This is a genomic window from Acidovorax benzenivorans, assembly GCF_028680575.1.
Lineage (GTDB): Bacteria > Pseudomonadota > Gammaproteobacteria > Burkholderiales > Burkholderiaceae_C > Acidovorax > Acidovorax benzenivorans.
Genome location: NZ_JAPCKI010000001.1, coordinates 378,076 through 398,881 on the forward strand (window position 1 = coordinate 378,076; position 20,806 = coordinate 398,881).

20 protein-coding genes are annotated in these 20,806 nt (G+C 67.5%); 13 read left to right on the forward strand and 7 right to left on the reverse strand.

The window, feature by feature from the left end:
• Positions 1 to 124: 124 nt before the first annotated feature.
• On the forward strand, positions 125 to 1,003 hold the full coding sequence (locus OIN59_RS01780; protein WP_274106532.1) for an alpha/beta hydrolase: 879 nt from the start codon (positions 125 to 127) through the stop codon (positions 1,001 to 1,003).
• A gap of 48 nt (positions 1,004 to 1,051) precedes the next feature.
• Here the strand turns inward: OIN59_RS01780 and OIN59_RS01785 are convergent, their stop codons facing one another.
• Both OIN59_RS01785 and OIN59_RS01790 read right to left on the reverse strand, forming a co-directional pair.
• The gene (locus OIN59_RS01785; RefSeq protein ID WP_274106534.1) at positions 1,052 to 1,534 is read right to left on the reverse strand and encodes a YidB family protein; all 483 of its coding nucleotides are present in this window, start codon (positions 1,532 to 1,534) and stop codon (positions 1,052 to 1,054) included.
• A gap of 117 nt (positions 1,535 to 1,651) precedes the next feature.
• A complete protein-coding gene (locus OIN59_RS01790; RefSeq protein WP_274106536.1) occupies positions 1,652 to 3,022 on the reverse strand; it encodes a M20/M25/M40 family metallo-hydrolase in 1,371 nt (456 codons plus the stop codon).
• Between the two features lie 150 nt (positions 3,023 to 3,172).
• Between OIN59_RS01790 and OIN59_RS01795 the strand changes: the two genes are divergently transcribed.
• Positions 3,173 to 4,093, forward strand: a complete 921-nt coding sequence (locus OIN59_RS01795) for a LysR family transcriptional regulator (RefSeq protein WP_274106538.1) — start codon at positions 3,173 to 3,175, stop codon at positions 4,091 to 4,093.
• Here the strand turns inward: OIN59_RS01795 and OIN59_RS01800 are convergent.
• Positions 4,079 to 5,263 (reverse strand): MFS transporter, encoded by a 1,185-nt coding sequence (locus OIN59_RS01800; protein WP_274106540.1) that lies wholly within the window; start codon positions 5,261 to 5,263, stop codon positions 4,079 to 4,081. The genes OIN59_RS01795 and OIN59_RS01800 overlap by 15 nt on opposite strands.
• Positions 5,264 to 5,482: 219 nt before the next feature.
• Between OIN59_RS01800 and ubiU the strand changes: the two genes are divergently transcribed.
• The 9 genes from ubiU (at position 5,483) to OIN59_RS01845 (ending at position 14,450) form a co-directional block, all read left to right on the forward strand.
• Positions 5,483 to 6,544 carry a ubiquinone anaerobic biosynthesis protein UbiU gene (ubiU, locus tag OIN59_RS01805; protein ID WP_407655045.1) on the forward strand — a complete coding sequence of 354 codons (1,062 nt, stop codon included), beginning with the start codon at positions 5,483 to 5,485 and terminating at the stop codon, positions 6,542 to 6,544.
• Between the two features lie 38 nt (positions 6,545 to 6,582).
• Positions 6,583 to 7,545 (forward strand): U32 family peptidase, encoded by a 963-nt coding sequence (locus tag OIN59_RS01810; protein ID WP_274106544.1) that lies wholly within the window; start codon positions 6,583 to 6,585, stop codon positions 7,543 to 7,545.
• Positions 7,546 to 7,563: 18 nt separating this feature from the next.
• Positions 7,564 to 8,184 carry a PAQR family membrane homeostasis protein TrhA gene (trhA, locus tag OIN59_RS01815; protein WP_274106545.1) on the forward strand — a complete coding sequence of 207 codons (621 nt, stop codon included), beginning with the start codon at positions 7,564 to 7,566 and terminating at the stop codon, positions 8,182 to 8,184.
• Positions 8,185 to 8,201: 17 nt separating this feature from the next.
• A complete protein-coding gene (gene ubiT, locus OIN59_RS01820) occupies positions 8,202 to 8,738 on the forward strand; it encodes a ubiquinone anaerobic biosynthesis accessory factor UbiT (RefSeq protein ID WP_274106547.1) in 537 nt (178 codons plus the stop codon).
• Positions 8,739 to 8,741: 3 nt separating this feature from the next.
• Positions 8,742 to 9,155 carry a putative zinc-binding protein gene (locus OIN59_RS01825; RefSeq protein WP_274106549.1) on the forward strand — a complete coding sequence of 138 codons (414 nt, stop codon included), beginning with the start codon at positions 8,742 to 8,744 and terminating at the stop codon, positions 9,153 to 9,155.
• Positions 9,148 to 9,744: a UbiX family flavin prenyltransferase gene (locus OIN59_RS01830; RefSeq protein ID WP_274106551.1), complete on the forward strand. Its 597-nt coding sequence runs from the start codon at positions 9,148 to 9,150 to the stop codon at positions 9,742 to 9,744. Before OIN59_RS01825 ends, OIN59_RS01830 begins: the two co-directional genes overlap by 8 nt.
• A 66-nt stretch (positions 9,745 to 9,810) precedes the next feature.
• Complete coding sequence (gene ubiD / locus OIN59_RS01835) at positions 9,811 to 11,298, forward strand: 4-hydroxy-3-polyprenylbenzoate decarboxylase (protein WP_274106553.1); 1,488 nt, start codon at positions 9,811 to 9,813, stop codon at positions 11,296 to 11,298.
• 201 nt (positions 11,299 to 11,499) lie between these two features.
• Positions 11,500 to 13,134, forward strand: coding sequence for a long-chain-fatty-acid--CoA ligase (locus tag OIN59_RS01840; RefSeq protein WP_274106555.1), 1,635 nt, complete (start codon positions 11,500 to 11,502; stop codon positions 13,132 to 13,134).
• Between the two features lie 56 nt (positions 13,135 to 13,190).
• Positions 13,191 to 14,450 (forward strand): branched-chain amino acid ABC transporter substrate-binding protein, encoded by a 1,260-nt coding sequence (locus tag OIN59_RS01845; RefSeq protein ID WP_274106557.1) that lies wholly within the window; start codon positions 13,191 to 13,193, stop codon positions 14,448 to 14,450.
• A 30-nt stretch (positions 14,451 to 14,480) separates the two neighbouring features.
• Here OIN59_RS01845 and OIN59_RS01850 read toward each other — a convergent pair whose 3' ends face one another.
• Positions 14,481 to 15,239 (reverse strand): SOS response-associated peptidase, encoded by a 759-nt coding sequence (locus OIN59_RS01850; RefSeq protein ID WP_274106559.1) that lies wholly within the window; start codon positions 15,237 to 15,239, stop codon positions 14,481 to 14,483.
• A gap of 207 nt (positions 15,240 to 15,446) precedes the next feature.
• Here OIN59_RS01850 and OIN59_RS01855 point away from each other — a divergent pair, with 207 nt between their 5' ends.
• Together OIN59_RS01855 and OIN59_RS01860 are read left to right on the forward strand one after the other, a co-directional pair.
• Positions 15,447 to 16,736 carry an acyl-CoA dehydrogenase family protein gene (locus OIN59_RS01855; RefSeq protein WP_274106560.1) on the forward strand — a complete coding sequence of 430 codons (1,290 nt, stop codon included), beginning with the start codon at positions 15,447 to 15,449 and terminating at the stop codon, positions 16,734 to 16,736.
• Between the two features lie 128 nt (positions 16,737 to 16,864).
• Entirely contained in the window at positions 16,865 to 17,434 is a 570-nt protein-coding gene (locus OIN59_RS01860) for a DUF3617 domain-containing protein (RefSeq protein WP_274106562.1), read from the forward strand.
• Here OIN59_RS01860 and OIN59_RS01865 read toward each other — a convergent pair.
• The 3 genes from OIN59_RS01865 to OIN59_RS01875 all read right to left on the reverse strand — a co-directional run bounded on the left by OIN59_RS01865 (position 17,418) and on the right by OIN59_RS01875 (position 20,802).
• Positions 17,418 to 18,575 carry a diguanylate cyclase gene (locus tag OIN59_RS01865; RefSeq protein WP_274106564.1) on the reverse strand — a complete coding sequence of 386 codons (1,158 nt, stop codon included), beginning with the start codon at positions 18,573 to 18,575 and terminating at the stop codon, positions 17,418 to 17,420. The genes OIN59_RS01860 and OIN59_RS01865 overlap by 17 nt on opposite strands.
• 212 nt (positions 18,576 to 18,787) lie before the next feature.
• Positions 18,788 to 19,552, reverse strand: a complete 765-nt coding sequence (locus OIN59_RS01870; RefSeq protein ID WP_274106566.1) for a 16S rRNA (uracil(1498)-N(3))-methyltransferase — start codon at positions 19,550 to 19,552, stop codon at positions 18,788 to 18,790.
• A 95-nt stretch (positions 19,553 to 19,647) separates the two neighbouring features.
• Positions 19,648 to 20,802: an aminoglycoside phosphotransferase family protein gene (locus OIN59_RS01875; RefSeq protein WP_274106568.1), complete on the reverse strand. Its 1,155-nt coding sequence runs from the start codon at positions 20,800 to 20,802 to the stop codon at positions 19,648 to 19,650.
• Positions 20,803 to 20,806: the final 4 nt, after the last annotated feature.

A 20,806-nucleotide genomic window follows, 5' to 3' on the forward strand; every position in this document is an offset into this window, starting at 1 on the left:
GGCGCTGCGCGACTTCGGGAAGGGGGCGATGCCCTCGCTGCGGGGCGGCCCTTGCTCGGCATCCCCGGTATTGCGCTCCGCCTGATCCGCGTTCTGTTCCCTTGTCCGTGCCTGCCTTTTCACCATGACCCTCGACGACGACGAACTTGCGCCCTCGACCCTGACCACCTTCACCGCCAGCGACGGCGAGAACCTGGCCGTGCAGGACTGGCCCTTGCCGCAGGGCGAGCCGTGCCGGGGGACGGTGCTGCTGGTGCACGGCCTGGGCGAGCATGTGGGCCGTTATGACGCGCTGGCCCGCCACCTCAACGACTGGGGGTTTGCGGTGCGGGGCTACGACCAGTACGGCCATGGCGAATCGGCCGGGCCGCGCGGCGGGCTCACGTCGGACATGCGCCTGCTGGACGATCTGGCGGACCTGGTGGACGCCACGCGCGCCCGCATGCCTGCAGGGCAGCCCCTGGTGCTGCTGGGCCACAGCATGGGTGGGCTGGTGGCCTCGCGGTTTGTGTCCCTGCACCTGCGGCCGGTCGATGTGCTGGTGCTGTCATCCCCCGCGCTCGACGCAGGCCTGGGCGCTGTGCAAAAGCTGCTGCTGGCCACCCTGCCGCGCATCGCGCCCAACCTGCGTGTGGGCAATGGGCTGGATGCGCAATACCTCTCGCACGACAAAGCCGTGGTGGCGGCCTACCTGGCCGACCCGCTATGCCACGACCGCATCAGCGCCCGCCTGGCCCGCTTTATTGCCGACGGCGGCCCCGCCACCGTGGCCCGTGCGGCGCACTGGAGCGTTCCCACGCTGCTGATGTGGGCGGGCAGCGACAAGCTGGTGCACCCCGCAGGCAGCCGCGCATTCGCTGCCGCCGCGCCCAAGGCCGTGGTGCATTCCCATTGCTTTGAGCCCCTGTTCCACGAGCTGTTCAACGAAAGCCCCGAGCTGGCCGAGCCGGTGTTCGACCTGCTGCGGCAATGGCTGGTGCGGCGTTGTCCTTGGGGGCAATGAATTCAAGAAAATAGCTTCTGGCGCTTACAGGATAAGCGTCGACAGCTATTATTTTTGAAGCAATCCGCCCAGCATACCGAACAGGTCATTGGCGTTGCCAAAGCCGCCCTGCGGGGCCTCGCCGCGTGGGCTGAGGTGGTCCACCAAGCCGGGCAACACCTGGGCCAATTGCCCTGCCGCCGCCCCGGGGCCCACGCCCAGTTGTGTGGCGATCTGCGACAGCGGACCGCTGCCCAGCACGTTGGACAACTGCTCACCCGAGATCGCCTGGTTGGGCCCAGCACTCAGCCAGGACCCAATCACGTTGTCCAGTCCTGCTTGCTGAAACTTGGCCATCAGGCCTGGCAGGCCGCCCACCGGGCCATCGTTGCTGATCAGGGACATCACGGCCTGCACTAGCTGCGGGTTTTGAGCGGCCATGCTGATCAGCCCCCCCAAGCCACCTGCGGCCCCACCGGATGCAGCGGCGCCGCTGCCGCCTTGCGATGCATTGTTGATGACGGCACCCAGAACGGAATCGAGCAAACCCATGGTGTTCTCCTGCAGAGGGATAAAAGGCGGCAGTGTGCCGGCCCGGACGGAACCGCCCATGGTACGCACCTTGGCGTCTCCTTCATGTCAACAATCGTGAATTGTTGTGCAGCGTGACTATTTGGTGCGGGGTGGACGCTTGTCCAGCAGCGGTGCGCTCACGCCCTGCACCCCCACCAGCCCCAGCACAGTGACCAGCGAGGTCTGTGCGCCTTTCCAGGCGTCTGTCAGGTCGATCCATTCAGACAGCGCATGAAAACCGCCCGTCTTGCCGCCGCCCCCGATCACGATGGCGGGGATGCCCAGCGACATGGGCACATTGGCGTCGGTGCTGGCGCCGCCCAGCACCGTCTGGCGGCCGAAGGCCGTGTTGGCGCGCACGGCGGCCTCGACGATCAGCGAGTCGGCCGCTGTGCGGCCACCGGGCCGGTCGCCGATGAGTTTGGTCGATGCGCTCAAGGTATTCACACCCCAGCGTGCGTTCTCCTCGGTCACCGCGCTGTCAACGGCGCCCAGCACCTGCTTTTCGGTGGCCAGCAGCGGGGCCATCTCGTCGGAGCGGATGTCCACCGCCATGCGCGCATCCGGCGCGATGGTGTTGACGGATGTGCCGCCGCCCACCGTGCCCACGGTGAAGGTGGTCTTGGGGCTCTTGGGGGTGCGGATCTCGGCGATCTTGGCAATGGCGCGGCCCATGCCGTGGATGGCGCTGGGCACCTCGCCAAACGCGGCGTAACTGTGGCCGCCCGGGCTCTTGAAGGTCACCTCGTGGCGGTGACTGCCCGTGCCCAGCACCAGGACGGTGCCGTCGGGCGCAGGCTCCAGCGCCACCAAACCATCAATGTCGAGGTGTTCCTTGAACAGGTGCTTCATGCCGCGCAGGTTGCCCAGCTCTTCCTCGCCCACATTGCCCACAAAAACTAGGTCGCCCACGGTGGCGATCTTTTGGTCGTTCAGCACCTTGAGCCATGACAGCAGCACAGCCAGGCCGCGCGTGTTGTCGGAAATGCCGGGCGCATACAGCTTGCCGTCGCGCTCCTTCACCTTCACGTCGGTGCCGGAGGGGAACACGGTGTCCAGGTGGGCCGAGATGACCAGCTTGGGCCCGTTGCCCGTGCCCTTGCGCACCCCCACCACATTGCCTTCGGCGTCAATGGCGGCATTGGTCAGGCCCAGGGCCTGGAGCCGGGCCAGGAAGGCTTCGGCGCGCTTTTGTTCCTTGAACGGAGGTGCCTCGATCTCGGTGAGCATGCGCAGGTCTTCGGTGGCGCGGTCGTGGTCGGCCTTCACGGCGTCGAGCAGCCGCAGGATCTGGGGCGCAGCCATGAGCTGGCTGTAGGCCTTGTCCACGGCGGGACGCAGCGCGGTGGGCGTGGGTGCCACGGCACCGAACTGTGCATGGGCTGCAGAGGGCAGCAACGTAGCGGTGGCAAGGACCACGGCACTGACGAGGGCGGTGGCACGGAAGGTATGGAGAGGGAGAGTCATGATGATCCAGCGAACACAAACGGAAGGGGTGGTCGGCACAACAAGCGCCGCAGATGGGGCCCGGTACCGGTACGCAGTGCCATGCAATTGTTGGACCGAACCCCGCCCTTGGGCTCTGCTTTAATCTGCCCAGCCGACAGTTTTTCTTACATGCGAAAACACATCCCCAGCACCCGCGCCCTGCTCGTTTTTGATGCCGTGGCGCGCCACCACGGTGTGAGCAAGGCCGCCGAAGAACTCTGCCTCACGCACAGTGCGGTCAGCCAGCAGCTGCGCCTGCTGGAAGGCCAGCTGGGCCTGCAACTGGTGCAGCGCGGCGCACGCGGCTCCACGCTCACCGACGTGGGCCGCCGCTACCACGCACAGATCGTGGGCGACCTGCTGCGGCTGCAGAACCACACGCTCGAAGCCATGGCCCAGCGGCCCGATGGCGCGCGCCTGCTGGTGGGCTGCGTGCCCGTGTTTGCCGAGCGCTGGCTGCTGCCCCGGCTGCCTGCTTTCCTTGCACAGCACAAAGGCTGCAGCCTGCACCTGCAGGTGTACCCCACGCAGATCTACATGGCAGAGATCCCGTTCGACGTGGCCGTGCAGTACGACGACGCGGCCTGGCCCGGGGTGGTGCCAGCGCCCCTGATACCCGAGGTCTGCGTGGCGGTGTGTGCGCCGCAGTCGCGCCACCGGCGCGCGATGGAGCGCGGCGACTTTCGGGCCGTGCCGCTGCTGCAGCTCAGCTCGCGCCTGGGGGCGTGGGACGACTGGCTGGCCCGTGCGGGCATCATGCGCACCCCCGGCCACACGTTGGGCGGCCACCGCTTCGATCTGTTCTCGATGCTGGTGGAGGCGGTGCGCGCCGACTTGGGGCTAGGCCTGGTGCCCCGGTACTTTGTCGAGCGCGAACTGCAATCGGGCGAGCTGGTGCTGGCCCACCCGCACCACGACAGCGGCGTGCGCGGCTACAGCCTGTTTGTGGCGCCGGGGCGTCAGGAAGACCCTGCGGTAGCGGCCTTTGCACAGTGGCTGCGCACCGCCGTGGCAGCGGAAAACGCCGCCGTGTTGTCAGACGCCGGGTGAAACGCGCTTGCGCTGCACACCCAGCCAGGCCAGTGCCAGCCCCGTTACCACAATGGGTACCAGCGAACCAGCGTTGAGCAGCGTCCAGCCCTGCGTGGTGACCAGCACGCCGGATGAAAACGCGCTCAGCGCCAGCGTGGCGTACACGCAGAAGTTGATGGCCGCCTGGGCACGGTCCTTCTCTTCGGGGCGGTAGGCCGTCATGGCCAGGGTGGTGGAGCCGGTGAACAGGAAGTTCCAGCCCACTCCCAGCAAGAACAATGCAATGCCAAAGTGGTGTAGCTCCACCCCCATCAGCGCCACGGCCACGCAGGCGAAGTTGAGCAACACCCCCGTGCCCATGATGGGCAACACGCCAAAACGCTTGATGAGGTGGCCGGTGACAAAGCCGGGCGCGAACATGCCGATTACGTGCCACTCCAGCACCAGCGCCGAGGCATCAAAATCAAAGCCACACACCTGCATGGCCAGCGGCGTGGCCGCCATCAACAGGTTCATCACGCCATAGCCCAGCGCGGCACCCACAATGGCCACGATGAAGGCGGGCTGGCGCATCAGCACCGAGAGAGGTCTGCCCTGCTCGCGTTGCCCTGCGGCATTGAGCACCACAGGCTGCGCCTCGAACCGAATGGCCGCCATGCACAGCATGGACAACAGCGCCACGCCGATCAGCGCGATGTAGGCGCCCGCAAACGGCACCGGGAACAGCGTGCGTGTGGCGCTGGCCAGGTTGGGGCCCGCCACGGCGCCCAGCAGGCCACCGGCCAGCACCAGCGACACGGCCTTCTCGCGGTAGTCTGGCGCGGCCAGTTCGGCGGCGGCAAAGCGGTACAGGCCACCGTTGGCGCTGTAGTAGCCCGCCACCACCGTGGCCGTGCACAGCAGCCAGAAGCTGGCGCTGAAGGCCGCCCAGGCACACAGCGCGGCCGATGCCACCGCCACGGCCAACCCGATCTGGAACGACACCTTGCGCCCCCAGCGCGACTGCGTTCGGGCCACCAGGGGGGTGGACAGCGCACCGCCCACCACATAGCCCATCACCGGCAGCGTGGCCATCCAGCCAAAGGGCGCCAGCTGCAGGCCCACCAGGCCGTTGATGGCAATGAAGACAACGTTGTTGGTGAGGAAAAGGCCTTGGCACAAGGCCAGCAACCACAGGTTCTTGTTCACGGCAGGGCAGCGCTCGGGGCGGGCAGAAGGGGTGGCGGGGATGGAGGCAAGTCAGGGCCGGGTGGCAGTGTGGTGTGCCAGGAAAGATCGGTCACATCAAAACCCGACTGCTTTGCTCCAGCATTGTGCACTGCCGTTGATGAAGATCAGCGGATGCGCAGCCCAGCCCCCGTATGGTGGCGCCCATTGCTATGGCTCCCCACCGGGGCCAGCGTTTGAATGCTTGTGATGGAACCCCTGAAATCGATGGCTGCTGCGTTGCCTGTGGCGGCAACCCCTGCCCTGGAACTCGTCTGCCCCGCTGGCAGCCTGCCTGCCCTGAAAGCGGCCGTGGACCATGGCGCCAACTGCGTCTACCTGGGCCTGCGCGACGCCACCAACGCGCGCAATTTTGCGGGCCTCAACTTTGACGAGGCGGCCATCGCCCAGGGCATTGGCTATGCGCATGCGCGCGGCTGCAAGGTCTTCATGGCGCTCAACACCTACCCGCAGGCCGCCCACCCTGAGCCCTGGCGCAGCGCGCTGGACAAGGCGGTGGACCTGGGTGTGGACGCCGTCATCCTGGCCGACCCAGGCCTGATGCAATACGCGGTGCAGCGCCACCCCACGTTGCGGCTGCACCTGTCGGTGCAGGGCTCGGCCACCAACTACGAGGCCATCAACTTCTATCGCGAGCAGTTCGGCATCGTGCGCGCCGTGCTGCCACGTGTGCTGTCGATGGAGCAGGTGCGCCAGGTCATCGATCGCACGCCGGTCGAGATCGAGGTGTTCGGTTTTGGCAGCCTGTGTGTGATGGTCGAGGGGCGCTGCGCGCTGTCGTCGTACGTGACCGGCGAATCGCCCAACACCCACGGCGTGTGTTCACCCCCGAAGGCCGTGCGCTGGGTGGAGACCCCGCAGGGCCGCGAGTCGCGCCTGAACGGCGTGCTCATCGACCGCTATGCGCCCGGCGAGAACGCGGGCTATCCCACGCTGTGCAAGGGCCGCTTCGACGTGGGGGACGACGAGAACTACTACGCCATTGAAGAGCCCACCAGCCTCAACACGCTGGAGCTGCTGCCCCAGCTGCTCAAGATGGGCGTGCGCGCCATCAAGATCGAAGGCCGCCAGCGCAGCCCCGCGTATGTAGCGCAGGTCACCCAGGTCTGGCGCGAGGCCATGGACCAGTGCCAGGCCCACCCCCACCGCTACGCGCCCAAGACGCACTGGATGGCCAGCCTGGACCAGGTGGCCGAGGGCCAGCAGCACACGCTAGGCGCCTATCACCGCCCGTGGAAGTAGTGCTTCCCCATAACGACAAAAACCCCGGAGACCGCCCCATGAAACTCTCTCTCGGCCCGCTGCTGTACTACTGGCCCCGCGACACCGTGTTCGCGTTCTACGAGGCCATGGCCGCCACGCCCGTGGACGTGGTGTACCTGGGCGAGACGGTGTGCTCGCGCCGCCATGAGCTGCGCCTGGCCGACTGGCTGGCGCTGGCGCGCATGCTGCGGGACGCAGGCAAGGAGGCGGTGTTGTCCAGCCAGGTGCTCATCGAGTCCAGCGCCGACGTGGGGGTGATGCACAAGATCACGGGCAACGGCGAGTTTCTGGTGGAGGCCAATGACATGGGCGCCGTGAGCTGCCTTGCGCGTGCACCCGGCGGGCCGCAGGCCTTTGTGGCGGGCCCGCACCTGAACCTGTACAACGCGCATTCGCTGCAGTGGATGGCGCAACTGGGCGCCACCCGCTGGGTGATGCCGCTTGAAATGTCGCAGGACGCGCTCTCCGCCGTGCTGGCGAAGCGGCCTGCAGGCGTGCAGACCGAGGTGTTTGCCTACGGGCGCATGCCGCTGGCCTATTCGGCGCGCTGCTTTACCGCACGCCACCGCAACCTGCCCAAGGACGACTGCCAGTTCAGCTGCCTGCCGCACGCCGACGGCCTGCCGCTGCGCACGCGCGAGAGCGAAGGTTTTCTGGTGCTCAACGGCACACAAACACAATCGGCCCGTGTCTACAACCTGGTCAACGAACTGGCGGCGATGCGCGCCTGTGGCGTGGACGTGGTGCGCCTGAGCCCTCAGGCCCAGCACATGCCGCAGGTGGTGGCCACGTTCGACGAAGCCCGCCGCGCCATGGACGCTGACGCAGCCGCTGAAAAGACGCCCGACTTTGTGGAGCGCATGCAGCCCTTCATGCCCGATCTGCCTTGCAACGGCTACTGGTTTGGGCGCCCGGGCCTGGAGCAGGGGTTGCAAGGGTCCACGGACGGTGTAGCCGCACGGACCGCCATGGCTTCATAGCGCGAAGGTGCACACCGCATGTACCCCGGAGAACGTTTCAACAGCATCAGCCACCTGGTGGGCGCCTTGCTCGCCACGGCGGGTGCGGCCGTGCTCATCACCCTCGCGGCGCGCCTGGGCGACCCGTGGAAGGTGGTCGCGTTCAGCATCTATGGCGCCATGCTGGTGGCGCTGTACACGGCCTCCACCGCGTACCACAGCGTGCGCCGGCGTGCCGTCAAGGCCGTGCTGCAAAAGCTGGACCACTGCAGCATCTACCTGCTGATTGCAGGCAGCTACACGCCGTTTGCGCTGGTGTCGCTGCGCGGGCCCTGGGGCTGGTCGTTGCTGGGCGTGGTGTGGGGCCTGGCCCTGCTGGGCATCACGCAGGAGATCTGGTGGGCACGGGGTGCGCGCGTGTTGTCGCTGGTCATCTACGTGCTCATGGGCTGGCTGGCGCTGGTGGCCGTGGTGCCGTTGTGGCAGGCGCTCACGCCCGGGGGTTTTGGCTGGTTGCTGGCGGGCGGGGCCTGCTACACGCTGGGCATCGTCTTTTATGCGCTGGACCACCGCGTGCGCCATGGCCACGGGCTGTGGCACTTGTTCGTGCTGGGCGGCAGTGTGTGCCACTTTTTCACCGTGTTTTTTTACGTGGCCTGAGGGCCCGTCTTCTACCTATGGCTGCTTTCCCTTCTTCGCCCATTCCTGCCGCGAACCCGCGGGTGGTGCCGCCGCCCGTGGGGGCCTTGCTGTCGCGCCTGCCTGCCTACCCCGGCTCGATGCTGGTGGTGACGGCGCTCAACCTCGCACTGGCCCGGCACCTGCCCGATGACGTGGGCCGCTTGCTGCTTCACAAGAAGATGCGGGTGCAGGTGCGCGATGCGCGCCTGGCGTTCGACTTTGCCTGGACGGGCCAGCGTTTTGCACCCCATGCCCCGCTGGTGGCCCCTGCTGTGGCCGATGTGACGCTGAGCGCCACGGCCCATGACTTTTTGCTGCTCGCCCAGCGCCAGCAAGACCCCGACACGCTGTTCTTCAGCCGTCGCCTGTCGATGGAGGGCGACACCGAGCTGGGCCTGGTGGTGAAGAACGCGCTCGACGCCATTGAGCTGCCGGTGCTGGACCCGCGCCAGTGGGCGCACACGCTGGCGCCGCGCCAGGTGCTGGGCCGCTTGCGGCGCCGCCTGGACCCGGCACCACGCCATGGAGGGTGACCCATGATCACCGACACCGATCCCCTGAATCACCCCCTGGTTTATTCCTGCTCCGGCTGTTCCAGCGCCGCGCAGCTGGCCAACCACGTGGCGCTGCAGCTCGACCGGCGCGGTGTGGCCGAGATGTCGTGCATCGCCGGTGTGGGGGGTGATGTGCCGCACCTCATGAAAACCGTGCGCTCGGGGCGGCCCATCATTGCGCTCGACGGCTGCCCGCTGGTCTGCGTGAAAAGCACGCTCGCGCGCCACGGCATGGCTGCCGACCGGCACTACCAGCTGCAGCAGTACGGCGTGAAAAAACGTGCGCACGAAGACTTTGACCCCGTGCAGGCCGCGCTGGTGCTGGAGCAGGTGGAGGCCGACCAGCAGGCGCAACCCCTGCGTACCCGTGCTGCCGAGGACGCGACCCATGGCTGAGCCTGTGCCCACCCGCCGCGTCATCGTTGCCATTTCGGGCGCCAGCGGTGCTGTGTACGGCGCGCGCCTGCTGCAGGTGCTGCAGGGCCAGAGCGGCATCGAGACGCACCTCGTGGTTTCGGATGCAGGCTGGCGCAACCTGCAGCACGAGCTGGACATGGACCGCCCCGCCGTCGAGGCCCTGGCCCACCGCGTGCACGACGTGGCCAACGTGGGCGCCGCCATCGCCAGCGGCTCGTTCCAGTGCCATGCGATGGTGGTGGCACCGTGCTCCATGCGCACGCTGGCTGCCATTGCGCATGGGCTGGCCGACAACCTGCTCACGCGCGCGGCCGACGTGGCCCTCAAGGAGCGCCGCCGCCTGGTGCTGATGGTGCGCGAATCGCCGTTGCACCTCACGCACCTGCGCAACATGGTGGCGGTGACCGAGATGGGCGGCATCATCTGCCCGCCGCTGCCCGCCTTCTACCTGCGCCCACAGACTGTGGGCGAGGTGGTGGACTACAGCGTGGCCCGGGTGCTCGACCTCATTGATGTGCCGCACGACCTGGCGCCGCGCTGGCAGGGCCTGGAACTGAATGCTCCTTAATTCATAGCTGTTGGCGCAATCAATACCTGCGCTACCGGTCGATTTCATTCAAATTCTGGACCTCACATGGCCTACCGCGACCTGCGCGACTTCATGGCCCAGCTCGAAGCCACGGGCGACCTGCGCCGCGTGTGCGAGCCGGTCTCGTCCCACCTGGAGATGACCGCGCTCAGCGACCGCGTGCTGCGCGCAGGCGGCCCCGCGCTGCTGTTTACGCAGCCCACGGGCCACCCGATGCCCGTGCTCACCAACCTGTTTGGCACCCCGGCCCGCGTGGCGCGTGCCATGGGCGTGGCCGACCTGCACGGCGTGCGCGCTCTGGGCGAGCTGCTGGCCACCCTCAAGGAGCCCGAGGCGCCCAAAGGCTTCAAGGACATGCTGGGCATGGGCCAGTTGCTCAAGACCCTGTGGAACATGGCGCCCCACACCGTGGCGCGCGGCGCGCCCTGCCAGCAAGAGGTGTGGGAAGGGCCGGATGTCGACCTGGCCCGCCTGCCCGTGCAGCACTGCTGGCCTGGCGACGTGGCCCCGCTCATCACCTGGGGCCTGACCATCACGCGAGGCCCGCGCAAGGCTCGGCAGAACCTGGGCATCTACCGCCAGCAGGTGCTCTCGCGCAACCAGGTCATCGTGCGCTGGCTGGCCCACCGAGGCGGCGCGTTGGACTTTGCCGACCACTGCGCCGCCCACCCCGGCCAGCCCTACCCCGTGGCAGTGGCGCTGGGGGCCGACCCCGCCACGCTGCTGGGTGCCGTCACGCCCGTGCCCGATTCTTTGAGCGAATACCAGTTCGCAGGCCTGCTGCGCGGCGCTCGCACCGAGGTGACGCCCGCGCTGGGCGTGCCGCTGCAGGTGCCCGCGACGGCCGAGGTCGTGCTGGAAGGCCACATCCAGCCCGACGCCCACCACGCCAGCGGCTGGCAGCACGCGCTCGAAGGCCCCTACGGCGACCACACCGGCTACTACAACGAATGCGCCGAGTTCCCCGTGCTCACCGTGGACCGCATCACCCTGCGCAAGGATGCGATCTACCACAGCACCTACACCGGCAAGCCGCCCGACGAACCCGCCGTGCTGGGCCTGGCGATGAACGAGCTGTTCATCCCGCTCTTGCAAAAGCAGTTTCCTGAGATCGTGGACTTCTACCTGCCACCCGAAGGCTGCAGCTACCGCATGGCGGTGGTCAGCATCCGCAAGGCCTACGCAGGCCACGCGCGGCGCGTGATGATGGGCGTGTGGAGCCACCTGCGCCAGTTCATGTACACCAAGTTCATCGTGGTGGTCGATGCCGACGTGGATGTGCGCGACTGGAAAGACGTGATCTGGGCCATCACCACCCGCATGGACCCGGCGCGCGACACCATGATGGTGGAGCACACGCCCATCGACTACCTGGACTTCGCCTCGCCCGTCAGCGGCCTGGGCAGCAAGATGGGGATGGACGCCACGAACAAGTGGCCCGGCGAAACCCAGCGGGAGTGGGGGCGCCCCATGGCCATGGAAGCCGCCGTGCAGGCGCGCATGGACGCGCTTTTCGCCGCACTGGATTGGTAGCGGGCTCAGACCGCGCTCCTGACGTTCCGCCGGTGCCACGGTGCACCACGGCGGTGCGACGACTCCCCCAGTCGCGCAGAAGACAAGCACGCCCCGCGTTGTTTGCGACGATGTGCCTGCCCCGGTAAAGAGGGCCCTGCACCGGCACCCCATGGATGCCGCGATGCAGCACCGCGCACAGACAACAAGGAGACGACAGCAATGCAGCAGCCCGGCAGCATGATGGACCGACCGTTACTGGTTTCGGCCATTCTTGAGCACGGTGAGAACCAATACGGCGACCAGCAGATCGTCTCGCGCGACACCGATGGCAGCCTGCACCGGTACCGCTTTGCCGACCTGGCACGGCGCGCCCGGCAGCTGGCCAACGCGCTGCAGGTGTTGGGGCTGCGCCCCGGCAGCACGGTGGGCTCGCTCGCCTGGAACAACCACCGCCACCTGGAGGCGTATTACGCCGTGTCCGGCAGCGGCATGGTCATGCACACCTGCAACCCGCGCCTGCACCCCGAGCAGCTGGCCTACATCGTCAACCATGCTGAGGACGAGGTGGTGCTGTTTGACACCACCTTTGCGCCGCTGGTGCGCGCCATTGCGGCGTCATGCCCAAGGGTGCGGCATTGGGTGGCCCTGTGTGATGCCGACACGCTGGGCAGCATCGATCTGCAAGGCGTTAGCGGGGTCGAGGCGTACGAGACGCTGGTGGCCCGTCAGGATGACCGCTTTGTGTGGCCCGAATGCGATGAAAAGACCGGTGCGGCGCTGTGCTACACCTCGGGCACCACCGGCAACCCCAAGGGCGTGTTGTATTCGCACCGGGCGCTGGTGCTCAGTGCGCTGTCGGCCTGCATGCCGGGTGTGCTGAGCATCAGCGCGCAGGAGACCATCCTGCCCGTGGTGCCCATGTTCCACATCAATGCCTGGTGCCTGCCCTACGCGGCCCTGATCGGCGGCGCCAAGCTGGTGCTGCCCGGCCCGCGCCTGGATGCCGCCAGCCTGTACGAGCTGATGGAGACCGAGCGCGTCACCGTCAGTGCGGGCGTGCCGACGATCTGGATGGGCCTGATCCAGCATGTGGAGCAGCACCAGCTGCGGTTCACCACCATGCGGCGCACGGGCGTGGGCGGCTCGGCCATGCCCAAGGCGCTGATTGCCAAGTTCAGCAACCAGTTTGGCGTGGAGGTGCGCCATGGCTGGGGCATGACCGAAACCACGGCCATTGCCACCATGAGCACGCTGTCTGCGGCCGATGCCGAACTGCCGCCCGAGGACCGCCACGCGCTGGTCGCCAAGCAGGGCAAGTCGGTGTTTGGCATCGAGCTCAAGCTGGTCGACGAAAACGGCGCCAGCCTGCCGCGCGATGGCGCATCGCAGGGCGAGCTGATGGTGCGCGGCCAGTGGATCGTGGACCGGTACCACAAGGCCGAGCGTTCGGCGCTGGTGGATGGCTGGTTTCCCACGGGCGATATCGCCACCATCAGCACGCAGGGTGTGGTGCAGATCCGCGACCGCACCAAGGACGTGATCAAGTCGGGCGGCGAGTGGATCAGCTCCATCGACCTGGAGAACGCGGCCGTGGCCCACCCGGCGGTAGCCATGGCCGCCGTCATCGGCGTCAAGCACCCCAAGTGGGACGAGCGCCCCCTGCTCTTCATCGTGCGCAAGCCCGGCCAGTCGCTCGACAAGACGCAGATCCTGGACTTCCTCGCAGAGCGTGTTGCCAAGTGGTGGCTGCCCGACGAAGTGCTGTTTGTCGAAAGCCTGCCGCTGGGCGGCACCGGCAAGGTCCAGAAAAACGAGCTGCGGCAGCGCCATGGTTCGGTATTCAGCGATGAATGACACCGCCCCTTATTGACTGACGGCATCCCTTTCTTACCCCACCCACGGAGACACACATGAACATGGTTCCCAGGAAATGGCCACGCCAATGGTTGAAAGCCGGTGCCTGCGCCGCCGCGCTGGTGATGGCGGCGCACGCCGGCGCGGCCGAGACGGTGAAGATCGGCTTCATCGACCTGTTGTCGGGCCCCTTTGCGCTCACCGGCCAAAGCTCGCTCAACCAGCTGCGCGAGGTGGTGGCGCAGGTCAACGCCAAGGCGGGGCCCAACGAGCCCAAGTTCGAGGTGATGGACTTTGACAACAAGGGCACGCCGCAGGAGAGCCTGAACGCGCTCAAGGCCGCCACCGACCGGGGCGTGCGCTACATCACCCAGGGGGGCGGATCGGGCGTGGCGCTGGCGCTGGTGGACGGGCTCAACAAGCTCGCCGAGCGCGACCCGGAGCGCGCCACCGTGTACCTCAACTACGCCGCCATGGACCCGCAGCTCACCAACGAGCGCTGCAGCTTCTGGCACTTTCGCTTCTATCCATCGAGCGAGATGAAGATGGAGGCGCTGACCACCTACCTGCAAGGCCGCAAGGATGTGAAGCGCGTGTACCTGCTCAACCAGGACTACACCCACGGCCGCCAGGTCTCCAAGGCCGCAAAGGAATACCTGGCCCGCAAGCGGCCCGACATCGAGATCGTGGGTGACGACTTCATCCCCATCGCCCAGACGCGCGACTTTGCGCCCTATGTGGCGAAGATGGCCGCCGCCAAGGCCGACACGGTCATCACCTCCAACTGGGGCAGCGACCTGACGCTGCTGTTCAAGTCATCCCGCGACTACGGCCTGAACATCAACTACTTCACGCTCAACGCCAACAACCCCGGCACGCCCGCGCAGATCGGGCCCTGGGGCGAAGGCAAGGTGGGGGTGATCTGGAACTGGGTGCACAACGCCCCCACCCCCGAGCTGGAAAAGATCTACGTGGACTACAAGAAAAAGACGGGCGACGACTTTGTGTTTGCCGCGCACTGGAACAGCATGCACATGCTGCGTGAAGCCATGCGCAAGGCCCAGTCCACCGACGCCAAGAAGGTAGCCCTGGCCCTGGAAGGCATGACCTACAAGAGCCCCATGGGCGAGGTGCGCATGCGCAAGACCGACCACCAGCTCGAAGCCCCGCTGTACCTGGGCATCTGGGCCAAGCAGGGCAGCAAGGGCGTGAAGTACGACGCCGAGAAGACCGGGTACGGCTTCCGCTCCGAAGTGGCGTGGGACAACTACATCAGCGCGCAGCCCACGTCTTGCCAGATGAAGCGGCCATCCTGAGCGCCACCGCGCCGCCCGCGCGGCGCGGCCTCAGCCCAGCAGGCCCTTGGGCACCTTATCGGCCTTTTTTTCCACCGGGTTGGCCAGCAGCCACTGCGCCGCGTACTGGCGCATGAACTCCTTGGCCTTTTCCGGCCGGGCCGTGAGCCACGCGTCGTACGCGCCTTCGTTCAGGATGGCGGGCATGCTCTTTTCGCTGCCCGGCTGGCCGTAACGGTGCAGCAGCGCGTGGTTGTTGGCGTTCACTGTCAGCAGGCAGTAGCTGATGATCACCTCGCCATCGGCGCCCTGCCAGCGCGCCCACAGGCCCGCCACGCCCATGGGTTTGCCGTCCACGCGCGCCACGCGGGTGGGCACGGCCTTGCCGCTGCGCAGGTCGTCTTCATAAAACGCGGCCATGGGCACGATGCAGCGCTGGCCGTTCAGCCACGCGTCGCGAAACGCCGTGCCGGTGGAGGCTGTGTCGGACTTGGCGTTGACCAGCTTGGGGGCGCGCAGCTTGGCGTCGGATGCTGACTTGACCCAGTGCGGCACCAGGCCCCATTGCGCGGGCACCAGCACCCGGGTGGGGGCAGTGTCGCTGGGGGTGTCTGAAGCCGTTGCCGGAGCGGTTTCTTCGGCATTGGGGGCCGACCCTTGTGCCAGGGCCGTCGCCGTCGCTGCATGCACGATGAAAAAGCCCGGCTTGCGGGGCCACAGGTGGCGTTCACCCAGCGCCGCAGGGGGCTCGACCGCAAACGCCTCGCGGTAGGTGTCGACGTGTTGCAGGGTTTCGTAGTGGGTACTCATGGGGCCATGGTACCTGTGCGACGCAGGTGTACCGGAAGAAGTTCAAGCAAAAGTGGCTGGTAGCGCAGGTGCAGCATGCGCTGCTAGCTATGAATGTTGTAGCTGATATGCGCCCTCACTGGAAGCACCTGGGCGGGCCGTGATGTGCGTCAAGCCCCATGTCGCCTGCGTTGTGACGCGCCGGGGCGGTGTTTTCACAATGGCCCCATGGACTTCGCACCTTCCCCTCTGGCCCTTCAACTGCGCGAGCGCCTGCTGGCGTTCATGGACCGCTACCTGCTGCCGTACAACGCCGCCTGGCATGCGGCCGTGGTGGCGGGCGACTACCCGCCGCCGTTTTTGGAGGACCTTAAAACCCTGGCGCGTGAAGACGGCCTGTGGAACCTGTTCTTGCCCACGCTGCGTGACGACGAGCCGGGCACGCGCTTGTGCAACCTCGACTACGCGCCGCTGGCTGAGGCCATGGGCCGCCTGCCCTGGGCGGCCGAGGTGTTCAACTGCCACGCGCCCGACACCGGCAACATTGAGCTGCTGCACCGCTTTGCGACACCCCCGCAGCGCACGGCGTGGCTGGCGCCGCTGCTGGAGGGCCGCATGCGCTCGGCCTTTGCGATGAGCGAGCCCGACGTGGCCTCGTCCGACCCCACCAACCTGCAGACCACGGTGCGACGCGAGGGTGACCACCTGGTGCTCAGCGGCCGCAAGTGGTTCATCACCGGCGCGGCGCACCCGCATTGCAGGCTGCTCATCGTGCTGTGCCGCAATGCAGATGCCGATGGTGCAGACAGCCACCACCGCCACAGCATGGTGCTGGTGCCCGTGGACACGCTGGGTGTGCAGATCGTGCGCAACATCAGCGTGCTGCACCACCATGCGCCCGAAGGGCATTGCGAGATATTGCTGCAGGGCGTGCGGGTGCCCGCCGACCACCTGTTGGGCGACTGGGGCGCCGGTTTTGCGATGGCCCAGGCCCGCCTGGGTCCGGGCCGTGTGCACCACTGCATGCGCACCATCGGCCAGTGCGAGCTGGCCCTGCGCCTGGCCACCGAGCGGGCGCTGGAGCGCACGGCCTTTGGCAAGCCGCTGGCCGAGCAGGCCAACGTGCAGGAATGGCTGGCCGAGTCGCGCATCGAGATCGACCAGGCGCGCCTGCTGGTGCTGCATGCGGCCTGGCTGCTGGACCAGGGCGACGCTGCGGATGCGCGCACGGTGCGTGCCCAGGTTGCCGCCATCAAGGTGGTGGCCGCGCGCCTGCAGCAGCGCGTGGTGGACCGCGCCATGCAGGTCTTTGGCGCCATGGGCCTGTCGCCCGACACGCCCTTGGCCGCCTTCTGGACCTGGGGCCGCGCGCTGCGGCTGATGGACGGGCCCGACGAGGTGCACCTGCGCACCGTGGCGCGGCACGAGCTGGCCCAGGCGCGTGCAGGCTTGGGTGATTCGGCCGCTTACTTCACCACCCCCGAGCAGTTGCGTGCGCCACCGCATCTGAGCGCTTGAGTGCATCGGCGTCTGAGAGTGCGTTCCATCGGTCGTGGCCCCTACCAGAGGGCTCTGTCCCCACTTGGCAGCCGGGGCCTGCGTGCCGATACTGTGGTCCCAGCCGCTGGCACTGAGGCCCCCACACCATGCACATCACCATCCCCCGCGCTTTCGTGTTTGCCTTCTCTACCGCAGTGCTCTGGCCCGGCCTGTGGAGTGCTGCCCACGCCCAGCCCCAGAAGCTGCGGCCCGGTCTGTGGGAGAACAGCGTGACCATGAAAAGCCAGAGCGGCCAGCTGGAGGCCGCCATGGCGCAGATGCAAAAATCCATGGTCAGCCTGACGCCCGCGCAGCGCAAGCAGATGGAACAGGCCATGGCCCAGCAGGGCGTGAGCATGGGCCCCAGCGGCAACACCGTGAAGGTCTGCATCAGCCCCGAGCAGGCCAATCTGGACCGCATTCCTGCGCAAGAGGGCTGCACGCAGAACGTGCAACGCACTGGCCCCAGCGCGGTGGCCATGACATTCAGCTGCAAGGGCACCCAGGGCCAGCCGCCCACCACGGGCGAGGGGACGATGACCTTTCAGGGCCCCACGGCCTATGCGGGCAATTTCAAGGTCAAGACGACGTCCAACGGCAAGCCCGAGCAGATCGATATGGTGCAAAACGGCAAGTGGCTTGCGGCCGACTGCGGCACGCTCAAGCCCGCGCGTTAACCCCTGTCGCCGCCGTGCGGTGGGCTGCGGGCGCCACCACCACGCGGTTGCGGCCCAGGGCCTTGGCGTGGTACAGCGCCTGGTCGGCGCGTTCCAGCGTGTGCTCCACGGTGTCGCCGGGCAGTTGCTGCGCGAGGCCGATGGACACCGTCATGTGCAGCGCGTTGGTGCTGTGCGCAATCTCCAGCACCTGCACCGCCTGGCGGACGCGTTCGAGCAGCTCGCGCGCATGTTCCGCCGAGGTGTCGGTGAGCATCAGCACAAACTCCTCGCCGCCCCAGCGGGCCAGCACGTCGGTGTCGCGCACGCTGGCGCGCACCGTGCCTGCAAACGCTTGCAGTGCGCGGTCGCCGGTGGCGTGGCCATGCTGGTCGTTGATGGGTTTGAAGTGGTCGATGTCCAGCTGCGCCAGCAGCAGCGGGCGGCCGCTGCGCAGGCTGCGGCGGTGCTCCAGCGCCATCAGGTCCAGCATGGCGCGGCGGTTGAGGAGGCCCGTCAGCTCGTCGCGGGTGGCCAGTTCGCGGTTGACTTCAAGCGCCTGGGCCAGCGCCTCGCGCTGCTGCTGCAGCTTGGCGCGGATGCGCTGAATGCGCAGGTTCAGCGCAATGCAGCCGCTCAGCACGATGAGCACCATCAGCGCGTAGGCGGTGTCGAGGTAACCCGAGGCGTTGGCATTGAAGCGTGAGCTGACGCCGATGGCGCTGGCAAACGCCAGCAGCGCGTACACACCGATGCCGATCACCTCGGCCACCGTGAGGCCGAAGGTGCCAAAGAACAGGATCATGGCCAGCACGCTGGGCACCAGCCCGCGCGCATCGCCCGCCAGCACATAGGCCACGGCACCGCTGGTGATGGTCCAGACCATTTGCGGAATGGTGAGCGAAGGGTCGCGCAGGTGGGCGGTTTCGCCTGATCGGATGAAGGCCGTCATCACCACCAGGCCGCCCACCGACAGGGCGGCCCACCATTGCACTGCGGTCTTGTCCACGGCGGTGCTGGAATGCGCCACCAGCAGCATCACTCCGGCGCTGCTGGCCATCAGCGTGAGCGCCAGCAAGGCCATGCCCACCAGCGTGCGCCGCCGAGGGTCGGTGGAGAGGATCACATCCTTGAGGCGCTGCCAGCGGGCGGGTGGGCGCAAGGTGGGGGCTCCGGCCAGGAGGAGGGGCCGCGTGGTACGCGGGCGGGGGCACGAAAACCGCTGGTGTAGCGGGTTACCGACCAGTCGGCAATTTTACGGCGAGGCAATGCTGCGCGTACAGCCCCCAGACCCCGGTTGGGCGTGTGTACTGCACGGCCCGCACGCCCAGCACGGCCAGAGCGGGCTATCGGGCTTCGGGCAGGGTGGCCGCGTTACAGGGTGAGCGCGGCCAGGGCCGCCAGTGGTGCGGTCTCGGCGCGCAGCACACGGGGGCCCAGCGTGACCGGGGCAAAGCCGTGTTGCAGCGCCAGGTCTTCTTCCGCAGGGCTCAGGCCGCCCTCGGGGCCCGACAGGAACAGCACCGGGCGCTGGGCACCTGCGCCGCCAGTGGCTTCGCGCAGTGGCACGGTGCCGGGCCGCAGCGACAGCAGTAGGCGCAGGGGAGCGCCTGGGGTATCGGCGGCGGCGGCGCCGTGCCCCGGTGTGCGCAGCCAGCCTGCCAGGTCGATGGCCGGGTGCACCAAGGGCACGCGATTGCGGCCACATTGCTCGCAGGCGGCCACGGCCACGGCCTGCCAGTGGGCGATCTTCTTGTCGGCCCGCTCGCCCTTGAGCTTGAGCACGCTGCGCTCGGCCACCAGCGGCGTGATGCTGGCCACGCCGAGTTCGGTGGCCTTCTCGACCAGCCAGTCCATGCGTTCGTTGGCGGTGATGCCCGCCAGCAGGTGCACGGCGCGGGGTGCCTCGCGGTCGATGGCGTGGTGCGCGCCCACCAGCACGCGCACGTCGCTGCGGCCCATCTTGAGCACGGTGGCATCAAACTCGCCGCCCGGGTCGCCCGCGCCCTGCCCGCCATGGAACAGGGTAAGGCTGTCGCCGGGCTGCAGTCGCAGCACCTGGACATGGCGCGCAGCGCCCGGGGGCAGGTCCAGCTCGGCGCCGGTGGCCAGTGGGGCCGGGCAATGGAAACGGGGCATTTGCTATCTTTGTAATAGCTACTGGCGCATGATGTGTCTGCGCTTGAGCCGGTTTTTGCTTGATTTTTGGGTGTGCCGTGTACAGGGGGCTGCGGCTACATGCGGCCGTAGGCAAAGCCCACGACGGGTTCGGTCCCTTCGATCTGGTCCAGCATCTTGAGCAGCGGCCCCAGTTGGCGGTAGCGATTGGCCGTGGCGCGGATGTAGGCCATGAAACGCGGCGCATCAGCCAGGTACTTGGGCTTGCCGTCGCGCAGGGTCAGGCGCGCAAAGATGCCGGCGACCTTGAGGTGGCGCTGCAGGCCCATCCATTCCACCGCGCGGTAGAACTCGCCAAAGTCATCGCCCCAGCCGCTGGCGCTGCGTGCGCCCAGCAGCCCTGCCTTGCGCGCCTTCTCCCAGTAACGCACGGTAATGTCGATGACGAATTCTTCTTCCCAGCTGATGAAGGCATCGCGCAGCAGGCTGGCAATGTCATAGGTGATGGGGCCGTACACGGCGTCCTGGAAGTCCAGCACGCCCAGGGGCGCGCCGGCTTTGCTGGGCGCCATCAGATTCCGGGTCATGAAGTCGCGGTGCACATACACGCTGGGCGCCGCCAGGTTGTGCGCCACGATGGCATCAAAGGCGCTTTGCAGCGTGGCCTGCTGCTTGTCGTCCAGCGTGACGGCGCGGTGTTGGGCCAGGTACCAATCGGGGAACAGCGCCAGCTCGCGGCGCAGCAGGGCGTCGTCGTAGGCGGGCAGCACGCCGGGTTGGGACGCCGTTTGCCATTGCAGCAACACGTCGGTGGCCTGCTGGTACCAGGCGTAGGCGTCTTGGGGCTTTTCGGGGTTCAGCCGCTCGATCACGGTCTGGTGACCCAAGTCGGACAGCAGCATGAAGCCGGTTGGCGCATCAAACGCCAGGATCTGCGGCACGTTCAGCCCGGCGGCTGCCATCAGGCCTTGCACCTGTACAAACGGTTGGCAGTTTTCCTTGTCGGGTGGTGCGTCCATGACGATGCGGCTGGCGCCCGATGCGCTGTCGATGCGCAGGTAACGCCGAAAGCTCGCATCGGCCGACGCGGGGCGCAGCGTGGCGGGCAGCAACTGGTGGGGGCCTACCAGGGGGGCCAACCAGGCTTCAAAGGCCACACGGCGGGCGGTGTCGGGCCAGCTGACAGGGGTGGAGGCGGCGGGCGCAGCGGGTGCAGCCACGGCGGCAGCCGATGGCTGGCCGACGGGTGATGGGGGGATGGGGTGGCTCATGGAT

What these genes read in the sequence shown, in the direction of transcription:
- OIN59_RS01780 (WP_274106532.1), top strand. Translation starts at nt 125, where the DNA reads ATGACCCTCGACGACGACGAACTTGCGCCCTCGACCCTGACCACCTTC.
- OIN59_RS01785 (WP_274106534.1), bottom strand. Translation starts at nt 1,534, where the DNA reads ATGGGTTTGCTCGATTCCGTTCTGGGTGCCGTCATCAACAATGCATCG.
- OIN59_RS01790 (WP_274106536.1), bottom strand. Translation starts at nt 3,022, where the DNA reads ATGACTCTCCCTCTCCATACCTTCCGTGCCACCGCCCTCGTCAGTGCC.
- OIN59_RS01795 (WP_274106538.1), top strand. Translation starts at nt 3,173, where the DNA reads ATGCGAAAACACATCCCCAGCACCCGCGCCCTGCTCGTTTTTGATGCC.
- ubiU (WP_407655045.1), top strand. Translation starts at nt 5,483, where the DNA reads ATGCTTGTGATGGAACCCCTGAAATCGATGGCTGCTGCGTTGCCTGTG.
- OIN59_RS01810 (WP_274106544.1), top strand. Translation starts at nt 6,583, where the DNA reads ATGAAACTCTCTCTCGGCCCGCTGCTGTACTACTGGCCCCGCGACACC.
- trhA (WP_274106545.1), top strand. Translation starts at nt 7,564, where the DNA reads ATGTACCCCGGAGAACGTTTCAACAGCATCAGCCACCTGGTGGGCGCC.
- ubiT (WP_274106547.1), top strand. Translation starts at nt 8,202, where the DNA reads ATGGCTGCTTTCCCTTCTTCGCCCATTCCTGCCGCGAACCCGCGGGTG.
- OIN59_RS01825 (WP_274106549.1), top strand. Translation starts at nt 8,742, where the DNA reads ATGATCACCGACACCGATCCCCTGAATCACCCCCTGGTTTATTCCTGC.
- OIN59_RS01830 (WP_274106551.1), top strand. Translation starts at nt 9,148, where the DNA reads ATGGCTGAGCCTGTGCCCACCCGCCGCGTCATCGTTGCCATTTCGGGC.
- ubiD (WP_274106553.1), top strand. Translation starts at nt 9,811, where the DNA reads ATGGCCTACCGCGACCTGCGCGACTTCATGGCCCAGCTCGAAGCCACG.
- OIN59_RS01840 (WP_274106555.1), top strand. Translation starts at nt 11,500, where the DNA reads ATGCAGCAGCCCGGCAGCATGATGGACCGACCGTTACTGGTTTCGGCC.
- OIN59_RS01845 (WP_274106557.1), top strand. Translation starts at nt 13,191, where the DNA reads ATGAACATGGTTCCCAGGAAATGGCCACGCCAATGGTTGAAAGCCGGT.
- OIN59_RS01850 (WP_274106559.1), bottom strand. Translation starts at nt 15,239, where the DNA reads ATGAGTACCCACTACGAAACCCTGCAACACGTCGACACCTACCGCGAG.
- OIN59_RS01855 (WP_274106560.1), top strand. Translation starts at nt 15,447, where the DNA reads ATGGACTTCGCACCTTCCCCTCTGGCCCTTCAACTGCGCGAGCGCCTG.
- OIN59_RS01860 (WP_274106562.1), top strand. Translation starts at nt 16,865, where the DNA reads ATGCACATCACCATCCCCCGCGCTTTCGTGTTTGCCTTCTCTACCGCA.
- OIN59_RS01870 (WP_274106566.1), bottom strand. Translation starts at nt 19,552, where the DNA reads ATGCCCCGTTTCCATTGCCCGGCCCCACTGGCCACCGGCGCCGAGCTG.
- OIN59_RS01875 (WP_274106568.1), bottom strand. Translation starts at nt 20,802, where the DNA reads ATGAGCCACCCCATCCCCCCATCACCCGTCGGCCAGCCATCGGCTGCC.